Annotated in this window: 16 protein-coding genes and 1 tRNA gene; 5 read left to right on the top strand and 12 right to left on the bottom strand. The window is 68.4% G+C overall.

The annotated features are described in order from the left end of the window. Nucleotides 1-41: 41 nt before the first annotated feature. Nucleotides 42-1,118 (bottom strand): tetratricopeptide repeat protein, encoded by a 1,077-nt coding sequence (locus HHX40_RS04760; RefSeq protein ID WP_182879585.1) that lies wholly within the window; start codon nucleotides 1,116-1,118, stop codon nucleotides 42-44. After that, nucleotides 1,097-1,993, bottom strand: a complete 897-nt coding sequence (locus tag HHX40_RS04755; protein ID WP_259403321.1) for an NB-ARC domain-containing protein — start codon at nucleotides 1,991-1,993, stop codon at nucleotides 1,097-1,099. The genes HHX40_RS04760 and HHX40_RS04755 overlap by 22 nt, the downstream gene beginning before the upstream one ends. A 253-nt stretch (nucleotides 1,994-2,246) precedes the next feature. Between HHX40_RS04755 and HHX40_RS04750 the strand changes: the two genes are divergently transcribed. Together HHX40_RS04750 and HHX40_RS04745 are read left to right on the top strand one after the other, a co-directional pair. Then, entirely contained in the window at nucleotides 2,247-3,185 is a 939-nt protein-coding gene (locus HHX40_RS04750) for a hypothetical protein (RefSeq protein WP_182879583.1), read from the top strand. A 101-nt stretch (nucleotides 3,186-3,286) separates the two neighbouring features. After that, a complete protein-coding gene (locus HHX40_RS04745; RefSeq protein ID WP_182879582.1) occupies nucleotides 3,287-4,195 on the top strand; it encodes a hypothetical protein in 909 nt (302 codons plus the stop codon). 163 nt (nucleotides 4,196-4,358) lie between these two features. Here HHX40_RS04745 and HHX40_RS04740 read toward each other — a convergent pair. The 3 genes from HHX40_RS04740 to cysS all read right to left on the bottom strand — a co-directional run bounded on the left by HHX40_RS04740 (nucleotide 4,359) and on the right by cysS (nucleotide 6,861). Then, nucleotides 4,359-4,434: transfer RNA gene (locus HHX40_RS04740), tRNA-Thr, on the bottom strand. Between the two features lie 50 nt (nucleotides 4,435-4,484). Next, the gene (gene rlmB / locus HHX40_RS04735) at nucleotides 4,485-5,444 is read right to left on the bottom strand and encodes a 23S rRNA (guanosine(2251)-2'-O)-methyltransferase RlmB (protein ID WP_117410352.1); all 960 of its coding nucleotides are present in this window, start codon (nucleotides 5,442-5,444) and stop codon (nucleotides 4,485-4,487) included. A gap of 22 nt (nucleotides 5,445-5,466) precedes the next feature. After that, on the bottom strand, nucleotides 5,467-6,861 hold the full coding sequence (cysS, locus tag HHX40_RS04730; protein ID WP_182874128.1) for a cysteine--tRNA ligase: 1,395 nt from the start codon (nucleotides 6,859-6,861) through the stop codon (nucleotides 5,467-5,469). 295 nt (nucleotides 6,862-7,156) lie between these two features. On the opposite strand from cysS, the gene HHX40_RS04725 reads away from it, so the two are divergent. After that, nucleotides 7,157-8,806 carry a DUF2637 domain-containing protein gene (locus HHX40_RS04725; RefSeq protein ID WP_182879581.1) on the top strand — a complete coding sequence of 550 codons (1,650 nt, stop codon included), beginning with the start codon at nucleotides 7,157-7,159 and terminating at the stop codon, nucleotides 8,804-8,806. Nucleotides 8,807-8,922: 116 nt separating this feature from the next. Here HHX40_RS04725 and HHX40_RS04720 read toward each other — a convergent pair whose 3' ends face one another. The 3 genes from HHX40_RS04720 to HHX40_RS04710 form a co-directional block, all read right to left on the bottom strand. Beyond that, the gene (locus HHX40_RS04720; protein WP_182874130.1) at nucleotides 8,923-9,192 is read right to left on the bottom strand and encodes a GlsB/YeaQ/YmgE family stress response membrane protein; all 270 of its coding nucleotides are present in this window, start codon (nucleotides 9,190-9,192) and stop codon (nucleotides 8,923-8,925) included. 191 nt (nucleotides 9,193-9,383) lie between these two features. Then, complete coding sequence (ispF, locus tag HHX40_RS04715) at nucleotides 9,384-9,842, bottom strand: 2-C-methyl-D-erythritol 2,4-cyclodiphosphate synthase (protein ID WP_138460542.1); 459 nt, start codon at nucleotides 9,840-9,842, stop codon at nucleotides 9,384-9,386. A gap of 17 nt (nucleotides 9,843-9,859) precedes the next feature. Then, nucleotides 9,860-10,342 carry a CarD family transcriptional regulator gene (locus HHX40_RS04710; protein WP_030510364.1) on the bottom strand — a complete coding sequence of 161 codons (483 nt, stop codon included), beginning with the start codon at nucleotides 10,340-10,342 and terminating at the stop codon, nucleotides 9,860-9,862. 256 nt (nucleotides 10,343-10,598) lie between these two features. Here HHX40_RS04710 and HHX40_RS04705 point away from each other — a divergent pair, with 256 nt between their 5' ends. Then, on the top strand, nucleotides 10,599-11,255 hold the full coding sequence (locus tag HHX40_RS04705) for a copper chaperone PCu(A)C (RefSeq protein WP_182874132.1): 657 nt from the start codon (nucleotides 10,599-10,601) through the stop codon (nucleotides 11,253-11,255). A 105-nt stretch (nucleotides 11,256-11,360) separates the two neighbouring features. Here the strand turns inward: HHX40_RS04705 and HHX40_RS04700 are convergent, their stop codons facing one another. Both HHX40_RS04700 and HHX40_RS04695 read right to left on the bottom strand, forming a co-directional pair. Then, nucleotides 11,361-12,050, bottom strand: a complete 690-nt coding sequence (locus tag HHX40_RS04700) for a response regulator transcription factor (RefSeq protein WP_111697679.1) — start codon at nucleotides 12,048-12,050, stop codon at nucleotides 11,361-11,363. Then, nucleotides 12,047-13,237, bottom strand: a complete 1,191-nt coding sequence (locus HHX40_RS04695) for a sensor histidine kinase (RefSeq protein ID WP_182874133.1) — start codon at nucleotides 13,235-13,237, stop codon at nucleotides 12,047-12,049. Before HHX40_RS04695 ends, HHX40_RS04700 begins: the two co-directional genes overlap by 4 nt. Before the next feature lie 104 nt (nucleotides 13,238-13,341). Between HHX40_RS04695 and phoU the strand changes: the two genes are divergently transcribed. Further along, the gene (phoU, locus tag HHX40_RS04690) at nucleotides 13,342-14,001 is read left to right on the top strand and encodes a phosphate signaling complex protein PhoU (RefSeq protein WP_111697758.1); all 660 of its coding nucleotides are present in this window, start codon (nucleotides 13,342-13,344) and stop codon (nucleotides 13,999-14,001) included. Between the two features lie 417 nt (nucleotides 14,002-14,418). Here phoU and HHX40_RS04685 read toward each other — a convergent pair whose 3' ends face one another. Both HHX40_RS04685 and HHX40_RS04680 read right to left on the bottom strand, forming a co-directional pair. Beyond that, on the bottom strand, nucleotides 14,419-15,162 hold the full coding sequence (locus HHX40_RS04685; RefSeq protein ID WP_138460544.1) for a phosphoglyceromutase: 744 nt from the start codon (nucleotides 15,160-15,162) through the stop codon (nucleotides 14,419-14,421). Between the two features lie 39 nt (nucleotides 15,163-15,201). After that, nucleotides 15,202-15,687 carry a YbjN domain-containing protein gene (locus HHX40_RS04680; protein WP_111697683.1) on the bottom strand — a complete coding sequence of 162 codons (486 nt, stop codon included), beginning with the start codon at nucleotides 15,685-15,687 and terminating at the stop codon, nucleotides 15,202-15,204.

Here is a 15,687-nt window from a genome sequence, read left to right as displayed (position 1 = left end):
ACCTTTCTTGATCATTCCGCGCATGCTCCACGAGGATAAAACTATTCGGTATCCCTCAGGTGAGACAGAACACTCTGCAGTGTGGCGACGTCGGGGTGGTCGGGACCGTAGGCGGCCTCAGTGATGATCAACGCCCGTTCAAGCAGTGGTACTGCTTCGCCCGGCCGCCCCAAAGCACGGAAGCTGGCCGCGAGGTTACCCAGCAGTGTGGCGACGTCGGGGTGGTCGGGACCGTAGGCGGCCATAGTGATGATCAACCCTCGCTGCTCCAACGGCACCGCCTCACCCGGCCGCCCCAAAGCACGGAAGCTGGCCGCGAGGTTGCCCAGCCGAATGGCGACGTCGGGATGGTCGGGACCGTAAGCGGCCTCGGCAATGATCAACGCCCGTTCAAGCAGTGGTACTGCTTCGCCCGGCCGCCCCGAAGCATGCAGGCTGCCCCCGAGGTTGCCCAGCCGAATGGCGACGTCGGGATGGTCGGGACCGTAGGCGGCCTCAGTGATGATCAACGCTCGCTGCTCCAACGGCACCGCCTCACCCGGCCGCCCCAAAGCATGCAAGCTGCCCCCGAGGTTGCCCAGCCGAATGGCGACGTCGGGATGGTCGGGACCGTAGGCGGCCTCAGTGATGATCAACCCTCGCTGCTCCAACGGCACCGCCTCACCCGGCCGCCCCAAAGCACGGAAGCTGACCGCAAGGTTGCCCAGGCAAGCGGCAACGTGGGGGTGGTCGGGACCGTAGGCAGCCTCAAGAATGGCCATGGCCCGCTTGGTGAGGTTGTAGGCGCGCTGATGCTGGCCCTGAACCATGACGAAGAGGGCGGCATGGTTGAGGACAGAGCCGAGTTCCGGGGGCTCGGCTCCGTGCCGGTGACAGGAGGCCAGAGCATCGATGTGAGGCATCAGATCACGCCAAATGGACCAGCCGCTGACGTTGGAGGCCGGATCGGAAGGTAACCCCTGCCCCATCCAGGTCAGGGCAGTGCGGCGGGCGGCGTTCTGGCGGGGGTCGTCGTAGTCCAGGCCGTGGCGGATCACGGACTGGAACAGCCGGTGCATGCTGATCGTCTCGGCTTCGTCCACCCCGGACCGGGTGATCATGCTGTAGGAGGCCAGCACCCCCAACGCCTCATCCCACTCCTGCTCACCCTCCTTCCCGGTCTCAGGCTGGTGATCTCCGGGCGGAAGGTCGCCGAGCAGGGTGCGGGGGATGTCGCCGGGGCGTAGCAGGCCAGTACCCGTAGTAGGTGCTCGGCGGCTAGGTCGGTACGGCGGTCATAGTCCTGTAGCGCTATCAGGTGGTGGTGCCACAGCCGGGCCATGATCCGCTCGGCCTCGCCGCCGTGCGGGGAGCGTGCGTGCGTCCGCGCAGGCTCCTCGCGCAGTTGCCGCAGGTAGCGGGTAGAGCTGCAGCGTTGCTGGTGCATATAGGCCGCTGCCTGCTCCAGCGCCAGTGGCAGATACCCCAGCTCGGCCGCGATCATCTCCAAGTCGGTCACCTGGGCAGGGCCGAGCCGCTGGGACTGCCCGATGATCGCGCACATCAGCTCCAGCGCGGGCGTACTGTCCAGCACTGGCAGGGCAACGGAGGTCAGGCCTGGCCAGCAGATGTCTCGCCGGGTGGTGATCATCAAATGGCCGGCTGATAACCGGTTCAGGTACGGCCGGACGTCGTCGAGTTCTTCGACGTTGTCCAGCACCACCAGCCAGCCGGGGTGGGCCTGCAGCCAGTCCATCGCCCAGGTGGCCGCCTGTTCGACGTCGCCGATCAGCCCGACCGGCGGATGGAGCGTCATGGCTAGGGCGGCCAGGCCCTGCTGCAGGTCGCGCGGAGAGTCGGCGGTGATCCACCATGCCACCGGGTAACGGTCCTGGTAGATATGGGCGTACTGGCGGACCAGCTCGGACTTGCCCACCCCGCCCATGCCGTACACCACCTGGCGTACCACCACCGGCGTCTCCTCGCCGGTCAGCAGCATTCGCAACCGCTCCAGCTCCTGTGTACGGCCAACAAACTGCTGGGCCCGCTCGACCGCCTGGGTCAGAGCCTTGATAGTGGAAGCGCCTGTTGAAGGAGCTAGTCCTTTGGCGCGCGGCGGTCCCCTTGATAGTAGAAAGGGAACCGCCTCTTTGAGCTCTATGACAAGCAGCCCGGCTTGACTACCCGGGACATCTCACTCGGGAACTAACGCTGCATGCGGGACGTCGTCATCATCGGGCTTGCCTCATGCCACGAGAGGACAACAGATGGCAACCGAAGAGATGACAACCCGGCGCTTGTCGAACTCGATCAAGCTACTCGCCCTCTCCCCCGCTTTCCTGTTGTTCGCCTCTGCGATTCGGCTACTCATAATTGCCAATTACGACCCGTCGGTGGCTGTTGCAATCGCCTCATCGGGAGGAGTCACCGGCACCCTGCTCGGCACACTCATTCCGATTATTCCGCCATTCTTTCCCATCATGTGCCTCGCGCTACTAATTCTGCGACGCTGGACCCTTTGCACAGTTTCCCTATTTGCAACATTCCTAGTCGTGCCCGTGTATGCCGGATTAGTCGATTCGCTGCACGCCGGATGGCACGGACTTACAGAATTCACTAGCCTACTTGGAGACCGGAAAGCAAAAGTAGATATATGGCCAGAGAAGGCACAGGTGGTGATATTTACCAGCCTCGTTGTCTTACTCGTTGTGGTCGATTGGATTCCTAGCCTATTCAAGCTCATGACAACTACACCAGAGAGCAGCGAATACGACTCTGACGAGCAAGCACCAGCCGCCGTCACCAGAGTGCTTGCCGCCACCACCGTCGCTGCACTATTCATGGCCGTACCTGCAGCCATCTCCATCTTCTTCTTCTCCTTTGTCAACCATATGTACCATATACGATATGACACGGCCGCAATTTCGGAGGTTATGCGACGCCCATGGCTTCCAATGGAGAAGATCAGACTTAAGAAAGGCGGGATGCGCCTGGGATACACGGTGGCGGTGAAAGATGACTTCTACGTAACACTCGACGACACCGACAGGTCCATTAGCTACCTACGAAAGGACGAGGTTCAAACTCGACAGATTTGCAGGACATCGACCGACCTCGCCGACTCACCGCCACCACTGATAAATCTTGCCGGCGCCACCGGGAAGAAAGTCGTAGAGCCTTGCATACAACCGATACCACATGTCTAATTTGGAGGCAGTGCCATCTCCCTATGAGTGGCTTACCCGCACCCGCGGACGCAAGCTCACGAAACTGCACTGCCGGCATAAGTTCCCACTAGCATCCGGTCATGGAAACATTCCCTGGCCCTGCTATGGTCGCCCGCGTCAGAAAGGTCCTCCAGCAGGAATTTCGCGCGCTCCGCAAAGCGCTGGAAGACTACTCCACAGCCCCTCAGCCGGGAATCTTGTTTCAGATCGAGAGCGCTGCATGGAAGACAACGCCTCACCCAATGAGGGCACATCAGCGTCGACTCCATCAGGAGGCGCTGTTACAAGCCAGACTGATCGTGGTCAACGTTCTGGACCACCTGCGAGGGGCGGCCCTATGGATCCCGATCTCCTCCCACATGACACTCTCGCGGGTTACCTGCGAGGCCGCGACACGCGTCGCGTACCTTCTCGATCCGGATGTAGGGTACGAGGTCCGCACCGTAAGGGCCGCGGTCATGCGAATGGCGAGTGAGGAGGCGAATCTAACGGCGCTACGCGACATCGTACGGGATCAACCTGAGCTGTCCGTAGCCTTGGCCGACGCCGAGCGCATTCGAAACAAGTTTGTCGACACCATCACCCGGGCCGGAATTACTGTACATCGAGACGGCAAGGGGAGACCGAGCAGACTGGAAGTCGCCCATACCGGCCTCAGGGAGTCCACAAAGGTGGAGGCCATCGCACTTATGGCTAGGTACTTCCCGCATCGCCCGGCTTGGTATCGGATGACCTCCGGCGTCACCCACAGCGGTGCATGGATGCTGGACGACACGATTGTCTCCGCGCCGACCGATCCGCTGCTCGCAGTCGATCCTGATTTTTCTGGCATTGGTGCCGCTGGTCTGTTGGCCGTCGATGCATCCGCTCTTGTTGCTCAGAGCTACGCACGGTACTACGGGCACAACCCCGCTCCTTTCGCCCAGGCCAGTGCTAGGCGAACCAGGGCGATCGATCTGGTCATGAACGAGTTCGCCAGTAGTGGCTAGGTCGATCCCTCGCGATCACCCGAAGCCGGCAACGTGCTCCTCGTTTGACCCCCTGCTGTCGGTCGAGCCCGAGGGCGTCGGTAGCGACTGAGGACGTTGCTGTACCTCGCTGCTGTACGGGACGTCAGAGGCCCCTCCCAAGTACAGGAAGGGGCCTCTGAGCTGGAGCCGCCTTGGGGAATCGAACCCCAGACCTTCTGTTTACAAGACAGATGCTCTGCCGATTGAGCTAAGGCGGCCTGCTACCAGACGAGTTTAGTGGGCCGGGGGCCGTACCGTCACGGCGGAATCACCGGCGGCGGTGGCGGGCGACCTCGTAGAGGGCGATCCCGGCGGCCACGCCCGCGTTCAGCGACTCGGCGGCGGCGTTCATGGGGATGCGGGCGATCTGGTCGCACGACTCCCTGACCAGGCGCGACAGGCCCTTCCCCTCCGACCCGACGACCACGACGAGCGGTTCGGAGGCCAGCTCGACGTCGGCGATGTCCACCGTGGCGGTGCCGTCGAGGCCGACCACGAAAAGGCCCTCCTCCCGGTACGTCTGGAGCGTCTGGGTGAGGTTCGAGGCGCGGGCGACGGGCAGGGTGGCGAGGGTCCCCGCCGAGGTCTTCCAGGCGCCCGCGCTGACGCCCGCGGAGCGGCGTGACGGGACGAGCAGCCCGTGTGCGCCGAAGGCGGTCGCGGAGCGGGCGATGGCGCCGAGGTTGCGGGGGTCGGTCACGCCGTCCAGGGCGACGATCAGCGGCACCTCGGCCGCGTCCCTGGCCAGCTCCACGAGCTGCTCGGGATGCGCGTACTCGTACGGCGGGATCTGCAGCCCGACACCCTGGTGGACGGTGCTCTCGGTCAGCCGGTCGAGCCTGTCGCGGCCGACCTCCAGCAGCGCGATCCCGCGGTCGGCCGCGATCTTGATGGCCTCGCGGACCCGGTCGTCGCTGTCGATCCGCTGCGCCACGTACAGCGCGCTCGCGGGGACGCCGGCCCGCAGCGCCTCGACCACCGGGTTACGCCCGCCGATGACCTCGGGCGCGTCGTCCCTGCGCGTACGGCTCGGCGTGCGCGAGGACGAGGCGCCGCCGCCCCGGGACTCCCGCTCGATCCGCTCGGCGCGCGCCTTGTCCTTGTACCAGTGCCGCATCTCCGCCGGCGGCGTCGCTCCCCTGCCTTCCAGGGAGCGACGAACCTTGCCACCCGAGCCCTTCGCAGGCCCCTGCTTCTTCGACGGCTTCCCTGAAGCCCTACCCGCCATGGTCTCTAGCGTAGGGCCACGTTCAGCGTGCCAATTCCCACCGCGGGCCCTGCGGGGTGTCCTCGACCACGATGCCCGCGGCGGCGAGCTGGTCGCGGATCGCGTCGGCCGCCGCGTAGTCCTTGCGGGCACGGGCCGCCTGCCGCTGCTCCAGCGCCACCGCCACGAGCGCGTCCACGACCTCCCGCAGCCCGGAGTCGCCGGTCGTACGCCACTGCTCCGACCTCGGGTCGAGGCCGATCACGTCGAGCATGTTCTGCGTCTCGGCGAGCAGCCGGGCGACCTGCTCCTTGTTGCCCTGGGCCAGGGCGACGTTGCCCTCGCGGACGACCTCGTGGACCACGGCGAGCGCCTGGGAGACGTTCAGGTCGTCGTCCAGTGCGTCCACGAAGGCCTGCGGCAGCGGCGCGGCGGCGTCCACGTCGTGGATCACCTCGGCCGCCCGGGTGACGAACCCCTCGATCCGGCGGTAACCGGCCGCCGCCTCCTGGAGCGCCTCGTCGGAGTAGTCGATGGCGGAGCGGTAGTGGGCCGCGACCAGGTAGTAGCGGAGCTCCACGGCGCGCACCTTGCGCAGCATGTCCGGGATCAGCAGCGAGTTGCCGAGCGACTTGCTCATCTTCTCGCCGCCGAGCTTGAGCATGCCGTTGTGCAGCCAGTAGCGCGCGAAGCCGTCGCCCGCCGCCTGCGACTGGGCGATCTCGTTCTCGTGGTGCGGGAAGATCAGGTCGACGCCGCCACCGTGGATGTCGAACGTGCCGCCGAGATACTTGGTCGCCATGGCCGAGCACTCCAGGTGCCACCCCGGGCGGCCCCGGCCCCACGGCGTCGGCCACGTCGGCTCGCCGGGCTTGGCGCCCTTCCACAGCGCGAAGTCGCGCGGGTCGCGCTTGAGCGAGTCGGTGTCGGTGTCGCCCGCCGCCCGCATGTTCTCCAGCTTCTGGTTGGAGAGCTTGCCGTAGCGGTCGGCGTAGGAGACCACGTCGAAGTAGACGTCGCCGCCCGACGCGTACGCGTGCCCCTTGTCCATCAGGCGCCGCATGAGCTCGACCATCTCGGGCACGTGGCCCATCGCGCGCGGCTCGACGGTCGGCGGCAGGCAGCCGAGCTGGTCGTACGCCCAGGTGAAGGCGCGCTGGTTGCGTTCGGAGACGACGAACCAGGGCACGCCCTCCGAGGCGGCCACCCTGATGATCTTGTCGTCGAGGTCGGTCACGTTGCGGCAGAAGATCACGTCGTAGCCCTGCCGCAGCAGCCATCGCCGCAGGACGTCGAAGTTCACGCCGGACCTGATGTGACCGATGTGCGGCGGAGCCTGAACGGTCGCACCACACAGATACATCGAGACCCGGCCGGGCTCGACCGGTACGAATTCACGGACCGTACGCGTGCTGGTGTCGTAGAGGTGCAGGCTCACGAAGGCTAGGCTAACGCCTGACGCCACAGCACAGGGCTACTTGGGCGCCCGTGAATGCCTCGGCCTGGCGGAGCAGTGAAACATACGTCACATAAGTCCCGATTTAAGCCGCAGCAAAACCGGTATTGATCTCGCAGCCCCGCCGAATCTCTCACGGTCTGTCCCGGACACGCTCCGCGGGACACGCGGGCGAAGCCAGGACGATCTCCGCCGCGACACGCGGCTCACGACACGAAGCGGGCCGTCACCCCGGTGCGATCAACCCGCCGGTCCGATTCTGTAGGCTCGAAACGCCATGGACGTCACTCCCCCCGGCGCGGCAGGCAGGGCCTCCCGCCCGTCCCGAAACACTTATTCCGGTATCCCGCTGGTGCTGCGCCGCCTTGCCGTCGGCCTCGCGGGCGCCGCCCTCGCGATGCTCGCCGGAGCTGCCTGCGCGCTCTCCTTCGAGGATCTGCGGACGCTGGCCGTCTCCGGACGCGCCGAGCCCCGCCTCGCCTACCTCTATCCCGCCGCGTTCGACATCCTGCTGGTCGTCGCCCTGGTCAGCGTGCCCCTGCTGCGGGGCGCGCGTCTCCTGGTCCGGGTGCAGGCGGGCTTCGTCCTGCTGGTCCTCCTCGCGTCCGCCGCCGCCGCGAACGCCTCGACCGCCATGGGCGTCTCCTTCGATCCCGAGGCCGCGGCGCTCGTCGTCGCGCTGCTGCCCTGGGTGATGCTCACCGCCGGCCTGTGGCTGCTGCTGCTCCTGCTGAAGCACGTGCGGACCAACCGGGCCGACCTGGACCTGGACGGCGACTCCGACGAGGGCCTCCTGCCGTTCGACGGCGAGCCCATGAGCCGGCGCGCCCCCCTGCCGGCCGCCACCGCCCCCTATCCCGTCGTCCGCGAGGAACGGCGCACTCCCCCGCCGCCTCCCGCCGAGGAGCACGCCGCTCCGCTGAATCCCGTGCCCGAGGCCGTGGCGCCCCCCGGCTACGTCCCCCCGCTGCCGGTCAGCCCGGTCTCCGAGACGGTCGCACCACCCGAGTACGCCCCGCCCCTGCCGGCCACCGCTCCAGCCGACGGCGAAGCGGCCGGCGTCGTCAACCCTGACACCGACGAGGACGGCGTACGGCTGCCCGCCGAGGCGGTCCCCGGCACTGTCTCCGAGACGGGATCCGAAACGGCGTACGAGACCGACGAGGAGCGGGACGACCCCGAGGCCCTGGCCGTTGTGCCCCCGACGGCGGCGCCCCCGACGCCCCCCGTGACGGAGCTTCCCGTGGAGGAGCCCGCCGAGGCGGCTTCGCCCGCGCCGGAGCCCCCGGCCGACGACACGCCTGGGAACCCCGGCCCGGCCGGCACCGGCTCCGCCGAGATCCCCGCGAGCACCGAGACCCCCGCGAGCACCGCCGACCCTTCGATCGCCGTGAGCCCCGAGGCCCCTGTGGCCCCTATGGATCCCGAGGACTCTGGGAGCCCGGACCCGGGCGTCGTCACTGACGCCCCCGCGAGCACCGAGAGCCCCCGCCCGGCCGAGCAGGCGGCCCCGCCACGGCGGAACCGGCCGGTGCGCTGGGGCGATCTCGTCCGGCCCCACACCGGCGACGTCCTCGTGCACCCCCGGCCGAAGCCGGCCGAGGAGACTCCCGGGACGGACGACATCGTGGACGGCTCACAGGGGGAAGACCCGCAGGACGAGGCGGGCATCGACACCCAGCCGCTCCGCACCATCCGCGACGTCCCCGACCCCGCTCACGCGGCGGACTGCGCCGAGCCGGACGAGCAGGCGAGACGGCACGACCCGTACGTCGCCGAGGGCGGCGAGCGGTCCTCGCAGGAGACCGCACAGGACACGGAGACCGCACAGGACGCCGGTCGGGAGGCCGCGGAGGACGGCGAGGAGTCCGTGCCCACGGCACCGCCGTCGGGCCGGATGCGCAGCACCCCTCGCCCGCCTGCCTGACAGGCGGCACCGGCAGACGCGCGGCGGCCCGAACGCGGTGCAGGCCCGCCCGGCTGGGGAGCCGGACGGGCCTGCGCCGTTGATTGGGGCGGGAGCCGCCCTACCAGGCGAGTGCCTTACACTCGCGACCCTCGCTTCAGGCCGGCGACGATGCCGACACCGACGACGGCCAGTACGACCTGCATGACCAGTTCGATCCAGTCGATGCCATCAGTCGTGGCGACACCCATGACCTGCGCGATCGCGGTACCGATGAGGGCCGCGACGATGCCGACGACGATCGTCAGCAGCCAGCCGATCGGCTGCCGCCCGGGCAGGATCAGACGGCCCACAGCGCCGACGATCGCGCCGATGATGATAGCGCCGAGAATGGACTCGATTGTCATATCGACCTCCCGTTGAGGGTGACCCTTTCATCCTCGAACTGTGGGCTACCCCATGGGACGGGAATATGCATCCCACGAAAGAAAAAAGAGGGCGGCGGCTCGATTCCGCGCCTGGTTCGTGCCGCCGCCCACGTGTTAGTGAGACGCGCCGGGCCTCAATCAGGTTGGCATGTCCGATTGGAACGGGACATTCACGCCGGCACGATCAGGGCGGTCGCGATGGCCGCGATCCCTTCACCCCGGCCCGTGAGCCCGAGACCGTCGGTCGTGGTGGCGCTGACGCTCACCGGCGCCCCCGCGGCGGCCCCGAGGGCCTTCTCCGCCTCCGCGCGGCGGGGTGCCACCTTCGGGCGGTTCCCGATGATCTGAACCGCCAGGTTGCCGATCTCGAAGCCGGCCGCCCGCACCTGACGGGCCGCCTCCTCCAGGAGTGTGACGCCCGCGGCGCCGGCCCAGCGGGGGTCGGCGGTACCGAAGAGCGCGCCGACGTCTCCGAGCCCGGCCGCCGACAGCAGCGCGTCGCAGCACGCGTGGGCCGCCGCGTCACCGTCCGAGTGGCCGGCCAGCCCGGTCTCACCCGGCCAGAGCAGCCCGGCGAGATGAAGATCTCTCCCAGATGCGAAAGGGTGGACGTCGACTCCGACGCCCACCCTTGGCAATGTCGTGTTCAGGAGTTGAGCACCTCGTCGAGCAGGGCCTCGGCCTTGTCCTCGTTGGTCTTCTCGGCCAGCGCGAGCTCGCTGACGAGGATCTGGCGCGCCTTGGCGAGCATGCGCTTCTCACCCGCGGACAGGCCGCGCTCCTTGTCGCGCCGCCACAGGTCGCGCACCACCTCGGCCACCTTGTTGACGTCTCCCGACGCCAGCTTCTCAAGGTTGGCCTTGTAGCGGCGGGACCAGTTGGTGGGCTCCTCCGTGTGCGGCATGCGCAGCACGTCGAAGACCCGCTCGAGTCCTTCTTGGCCGACGACGTCGCGCACACCGACGAGCTCGGCATTCTCTGCTGGTACCTGTACGGTCAGGTCGCCCTTGTCGACCTTGAGCACCAGGTAGGTCTTTTCCTCACCCTTGATGGTTCGGGTCGTGATGGCCTCGATCCGAGCAGCCCCATGGTGGGGGTAGACGACAGTGTCGCCGACCTGGAAAGTCATGTGACGAGTACCCCTTCCGCTGTACTCCAGAGTACCACGCGGTTCCCGCCTCCCGGAACAGTGAAAGAAACATAACTGCAGGTCAAAGCCCCGTTTTGGGGCTTGACAAGCAATCCACTCTGTGAATGGGCCGGTGCGACACAAGGGGTGACCTGCGGTGCTACGGGCCACGGGCGGGAGCCGACGCCGGACCGGGGACCGGCGCGGATAAGGTGATTGCTGCCCATACACGTGCGTACCAAGGAGACCTCGAACCGTGACCAGCAGCAGCCGTCGCAGGGCGATCGCCGTTGCCGCGCTCCTCGCCGCCGCCATCCCTGCGCTGGCCGCGTGTGGCGCCGGTTTCGACGCCAACACCAACGTGCCTTACGCCCCCGGCGAGGCCGGGGTCCTCATCTCCGATGACGGTTCCGGCCAGACCTACGGCATGAACGGCGTCAAGATCCCGCAGGCGTTCATCCTCGGGCCGGACTCCGGCGAGCAGATCGCCGCCGGCGGGTCGGCGCCGATCCACCTCACCCTCCTGAACGGCACGGGGGCCGCGGACCAGCTCGTCGGCATCGTGCCGGAGGAGCAGAAGGCCACCTCGGTGAAGGTGCCGAGCCCCATCACGCTGGAGCCCGGCACGCTCGCCAAGACCCCCGGCGTCACGATCGAGGGGCTGAAGACGGCCCTGCGCGGCGGCGAGACCGTCCAGCTCACGCTGCGGTTCCAGAAGGCCGGCGACATCCCGGTCATCGCGCCCGTCGTCACCCGCAGCCGGGAGTACGCCACGCTGCCCCCGGCCGCCCAGGCGACGCCCACACCGGCGGCCTCGGCCCCGGCCGGCGCGAGCCCGGCGCCGACGGACACCGCGCTGCCCGGGGCCGGCCAGGCCGCGCCCTCCGGCTCCCCGAGCGCCCCTGCCGGGTGAGCCGGCGCGAGAGAGCGCAGGCCACCCAGCAGGCCACTCAGCAGGCCACCCGGAGGAACACGAGAGCCCCTGTCCGCGACCGGACAGGGGCTCATGCCGTACGGGTCACTCCTCGGCGGGGTCGAACTTGTAGCCCAGGCCGCGTACGGTCAGGATGCAGCGCGGGTTGGACGGGTCGGCCTCGACCTTCGCGCGCAGCCGCTTGACGTGCACGTCGAGTGTCTTGGTGTCGCCCACGTAGTCGGCGCCCCAGACCCGGTCGATGAGCTGGCCGCGGGTGAGCACCCGCCCGGCGTTGCGCAGCAGCACCTCCAGCAGCTCGAACTCCTTGAGCGGAAGCTGCACCTGGCGGCCGCGCACCGCCACGATGTGCCGGTCGACGTCCATGCGGACCGGCCCGCCGGTCAGCACCGCCGACTCCATCTCCTCGACGTCGCCCTGGCGGCGCAGCACCGCGCGGATGCGCGCCACCAGTTCGCGGGACGAGAACGGCTTGGTCACGTAGTCGTCGGCGCCCAGCTCCAGGCCCACGACCTTGTCGATCTCACTGTCCTTGGCGGTCAGCATGATGACGGGCACCTTGGACCGCTGCCGGAGCGACCGGCAGACCTCGGTTCCGGGCAGGCCCGGGAGCATCAGGTCGAGCAGGACGAGATCGGCTCCGTTGCGGTCGAAGGTCTCCAGGGCCTCGGGGCCGGTGGCCGCCACGGCGACCTCGAACCCTTCCTTCCTGAGCATGTACGACAGGGCGTCCGAGAACGACTCCTCGTCCTCGACGACGAGTACCCGAGTCACTTAGCGGCCTCCTGGGGGATGATCGTGCTTGGTACGGGGACCGCCTGACCGCCGAACGCGGGAAGGCGAAGCGTGAAGGTGGATCCGGAGCCTTCCTTGCTCCACACGGTGACCTCGCCCCCGTGGGCGCCGGCCACGTGTTTGACTATCGCGAGCCCCAGCCCGGTGCCGCCGGTGGCCCGCGACCTCGCCGCGTCGACGCGGAAGAACCGCTCGAAGATGCGTTCCTGGGCGCTCTCGGGGATGCCGATGCCCTGGTCGCTGACGCTCACCTCGACGGCGTTCCCGGCCGGTCGGGCGCTGATGACGACCCGGGTGTGGTCCGGGCTGTAGGCGACGGCGTTGTCGATGAGGTTGCGCAGGGCGGTGACGAGAAGCTCCTCGTCGCCCCAGACCTTGAGCCCCTCGGTGCCGCCCGCCACCAGCGTGATGTCCTTCGCCGCCGCCTTGGTGTTGCACCGGTCGATGGCCTCGTGGACGGTCTCGTCCACCGGCACCTGCCCCGGCGCGGGGATGGGCTCGCCGCCCTGGATCCGCGACAGCGTGATGAGGTCCTGCACCAGATACGTCAGCCGGGCGGCCTCGTGCTGCATCCGTCCGGAGAACCTCTTGACGGCCTCGGGGTCGTCGGCGGCGTCCTCGATGGTCTCGGCGAGCAGGCTCAGCGCGCCGACCGGCGTCTTCAGCTCGTGGCTGACGTTGGCGACGAAGTCCCGGCGTACGGCCTCGACCCGCTGGCGCTCGGTCTGGTCCTCGGCGAGCACGAGCACCTGCCCGTGGGAGCCCAGCGGGGCCACCCGGACCGCGAACGACGTGGACTCCTGCCCGAACTTGCGCCCGGCGGTCTCTATCTCGCTCTCGCGGATCTCGCCGTCCCGGCGGACCTTGCGGGCCAGCGCGAGCAGTTCGGCCGCCATCAGCGACTCTCCGCGTACGAGGCCGAAGGCACGCGCCGCCGAACTCGCGCGCAGCACCCGGTCCTCGCGGTCGAGCACGACCGCCGAGGACGGGAGCACGGCCAGCACCGACGCCACGCCCGGAGGCAGGGTGTCGTCCACCGGGTCGGGCTCTGGGGGCTTGTACGTCTGCCGTCGGATCGCGAGCATGACGAAGGAGCCGAGGACGAATCCGCCCATCGCCGCCAGGCTCGCCAGCAACTCGTTCACATTCAGCAGCCTAGGCGGCATTTCGGGTTCCTCCACCTGTCCGACCAGGCACGACCCTCCTCTTTCCGGAAAAGTTCATCCGTCGGTCGGAATTCGTTCATCGGCGCGCGCGTAGCGTGGCGGCCATGCGCGACGCCTATCACGAAGAGCTGGCCGGTCTGACCGACCGCCTGGTGGAGATGACACGCCTGGTGCGGTCGGCCATGTCGAGGGGGACGACCGCCCTGCTCGACGCCGACCTGCAGCTGGCGGAGAGCGTCATCGCCCAGGACGCCGAGGTCGACCGGCTGCACATGGAGCTGGAAACCTCGATCTACGAACTCATGGCCACCCAGCAGCCGGTGGCGGTCGACCTGCGCACCGTCATCACGGCGCTGCGGATGGCCGCCGACCTGGAGCGGATGGGCGACCTCGCCGAGCACATCGCCAAGCTGGCGCGGATGCGCCACCCCGAGTCGGCCATCCCGGCCGAGCTGCGCGAGACGTTCGTGGAGATGGGAGCCATCGCCGAGAACCTGATCACCAAGGCGGGCAGCTGCATCGCCTCCCGGGACATCGACCTCGCCAAGGAGCTGGAGGAGGACGACGACGCCATGGACCGTCGTCACCGCCGCCTGTTCCGCGTGCTGCTCTCCAAGGACTGGGAGCACGGCATCGAGGCCGCGATCGACATCACGCTGGCCGGCCGCTACTACGAGCGGTACGCCGACCACGCCGTACGGGTCGCCCGTGACGTGGTGTACCTCGTCACCGGCACCCGCGACGCGGACGCCCTCACCGGCTGACGCGCCACGGCGTACGGGAGACCGCGTACGGGGGACGGCGAACGAAAGCCGCGAAAGCCCCGGTCCTCGGGGGGCCGGGGCTCTCGCATCGGTTCTGTCGCACGGGTCGCGTAGTCTGCGCCCCCGTGCCGAGACGATCATGGGTGCTCTGGGCGGCGGCCGTGCTGACCTCCGCGGCGGCGTCGGCCTCTCCCGGCAGGGTCAGCACCGATTCGGAACTCGACTGCGCCGGGTTCGGTGACGGCACCGTGAAAGGGCTGACCACGGGGGAACGGCACTTCCCTCGTCGAGGTCTTCCCCGGCAGGGCGAAGAAGACCGTCGTCTACAAGTAGGCCGCGCGTTGTGCGGGGCGACCCGCACACGGACACGGCCGCGTCCCCTCGGGAGGGGCGCGGCCGTCGTGACGGAAGCGGGAGTTACTTCTTGCCCTGGTTGGCGACGGCCTCGATGGCGGCCGCGGCGGCGGCGGGGTCGAGGTACTCGCCCTTGCCGACCGGCCGGAAGTCGTCGTCGAGCTCGTAACGCAGCGGGATGCCGGTGGGGATGTTCAGGCCCGCGATGTCCTCGTCGCTGATGCCCTCCAGGTGCTTGACCAGCGCGCGCAGGGAGTTGCCGTGCGCGACGACCAGCACCGTGCGGCCGCCGGTCAGGTCGGGGACGATCTCGTCGTACCAGTACGGCAGCATCCGGCCGACGACGTCCTTGAGGCACTCGGTGCGCGGCACCAGCTCCGACGGCAGCAGCGAGTAGCGGCCGTCGCCGAGCTGGGAGTACTCGTCGTCGTCGGCGATCGGCGGCGGCGGCACGTCGTACGACCGGCGCCACAGCATGAACTGCTCGTCGCCGAACTCGGCGCGGGTCTGCGCCTTGTCCTTGCCCTGGAGCGCCCCGTAGTGACGCTCGTTCAGCCGCCAGGAGCGCTTCACCGGGAGCCACAGCAGGTCGGCCGCCTCAAGGGCGATGTTGGCGGTCCTGATGGCCCGGGTGAGCACCGAGGTGTGCACCACGTCGGGCCGGATGCCGGCCTCAAGAAGCAGCTGCCCGCCCCGCCGCGCCTCCTCCTCGCCGGTCGGCGAGAGGGTGACGTCCACCCAACCGGTGAACAGGCCCTTGACGTTCCATTCGCTCTCACCGTGCCGCAGCAGCACCAAAGTAGCCATGCGGCCAATCCTATCGGCGTACGGTTGACAGCCCGTTGGTCAGGAGTCGACCACGCGGGCGAACGCCTGGAGGTTCGCCAGCGACTCGCCGCGCTTGACCCGCCACTCCCATTCGCGCCTGATGGACGACGCGAAGCCCAGCTCAAGGGCCCGGTCGAACGACTCGTCCGAGTAGGTGAGCACGCAGCCGAGGATCCGGTCGATCTCCTCGCCGGTCACCGCGCCGAGCGGCAGCCGGCCGACCAGGTGCACGTCGCCCACGGCGTCCACGGCGAAGTGGACGCCGTACATCGAGCCGTTCTTGTGCAGCAGCCAGCGGTAGAACTCGGCGTGGTTCTCGTCGGGCTGCCGGCAGAAGAACGCCTCGACGGTCAGCGCCTGGTCGCCGACGACGAGCCAGGTCATGGTGGCGAGCTTGTGCCGGCCCGGCAGCTTCACCAGGAACGCGCCCGGTCTGGGCTGTTCGTAGGACAGCTCGGCGGACTCCAGCGCCGACTCGATCACGACTTCGAGCTCGGTTCTCAT

The sequence above is a fragment of the Microbispora sp. H10949 genome, assembly GCF_014161435.1.
Taxonomy (GTDB): Bacteria; Actinomycetota; Actinomycetes; order Streptosporangiales; family Streptosporangiaceae; genus Microbispora; species Microbispora triticiradicis.
This window is presented reverse-complemented; position numbering and strand designations above follow the sequence as displayed.

Bases quoted from the DNA above. Each gene is read 5' to 3' on its own strand.
- HHX40_RS04750 (WP_182879583.1), top strand. From the start codon at position 2,247: ATGGCAACCGAAGAGATGACAACCCGGCGCTTGTCGAACTCGATCAAG.
- HHX40_RS04745 (WP_182879582.1), top strand. From the start codon at position 3,287: ATGGAAACATTCCCTGGCCCTGCTATGGTCGCCCGCGTCAGAAAGGTC.
- rlmB (WP_117410352.1), bottom strand. From the start codon at position 5,444: ATGGCGGGTAGGGCTTCAGGGAAGCCGTCGAAGAAGCAGGGGCCTGCG.
- HHX40_RS04725 (WP_182879581.1), top strand. From the start codon at position 7,157: ATGGACGTCACTCCCCCCGGCGCGGCAGGCAGGGCCTCCCGCCCGTCC.
- HHX40_RS04720 (WP_182874130.1), bottom strand. From the start codon at position 9,192: ATGACAATCGAGTCCATTCTCGGCGCTATCATCATCGGCGCGATCGTC.
- HHX40_RS04710 (WP_030510364.1), bottom strand. From the start codon at position 10,342: ATGACTTTCCAGGTCGGCGACACTGTCGTCTACCCCCACCATGGGGCT.
- HHX40_RS04695 (WP_182874133.1), bottom strand. From the start codon at position 13,237: ATGCCGCCTAGGCTGCTGAATGTGAACGAGTTGCTGGCGAGCCTGGCG.
- phoU (WP_111697758.1), top strand. From the start codon at position 13,342: ATGCGCGACGCCTATCACGAAGAGCTGGCCGGTCTGACCGACCGCCTG.
- HHX40_RS04685 (WP_138460544.1), bottom strand. From the start codon at position 15,162: ATGGCTACTTTGGTGCTGCTGCGGCACGGTGAGAGCGAATGGAACGTC.
- HHX40_RS04680 (WP_111697683.1), bottom strand. From the start codon at position 15,687: ATGAGAACCGAGCTCGAAGTCGTGATCGAGTCGGCGCTGGAGTCCGCC.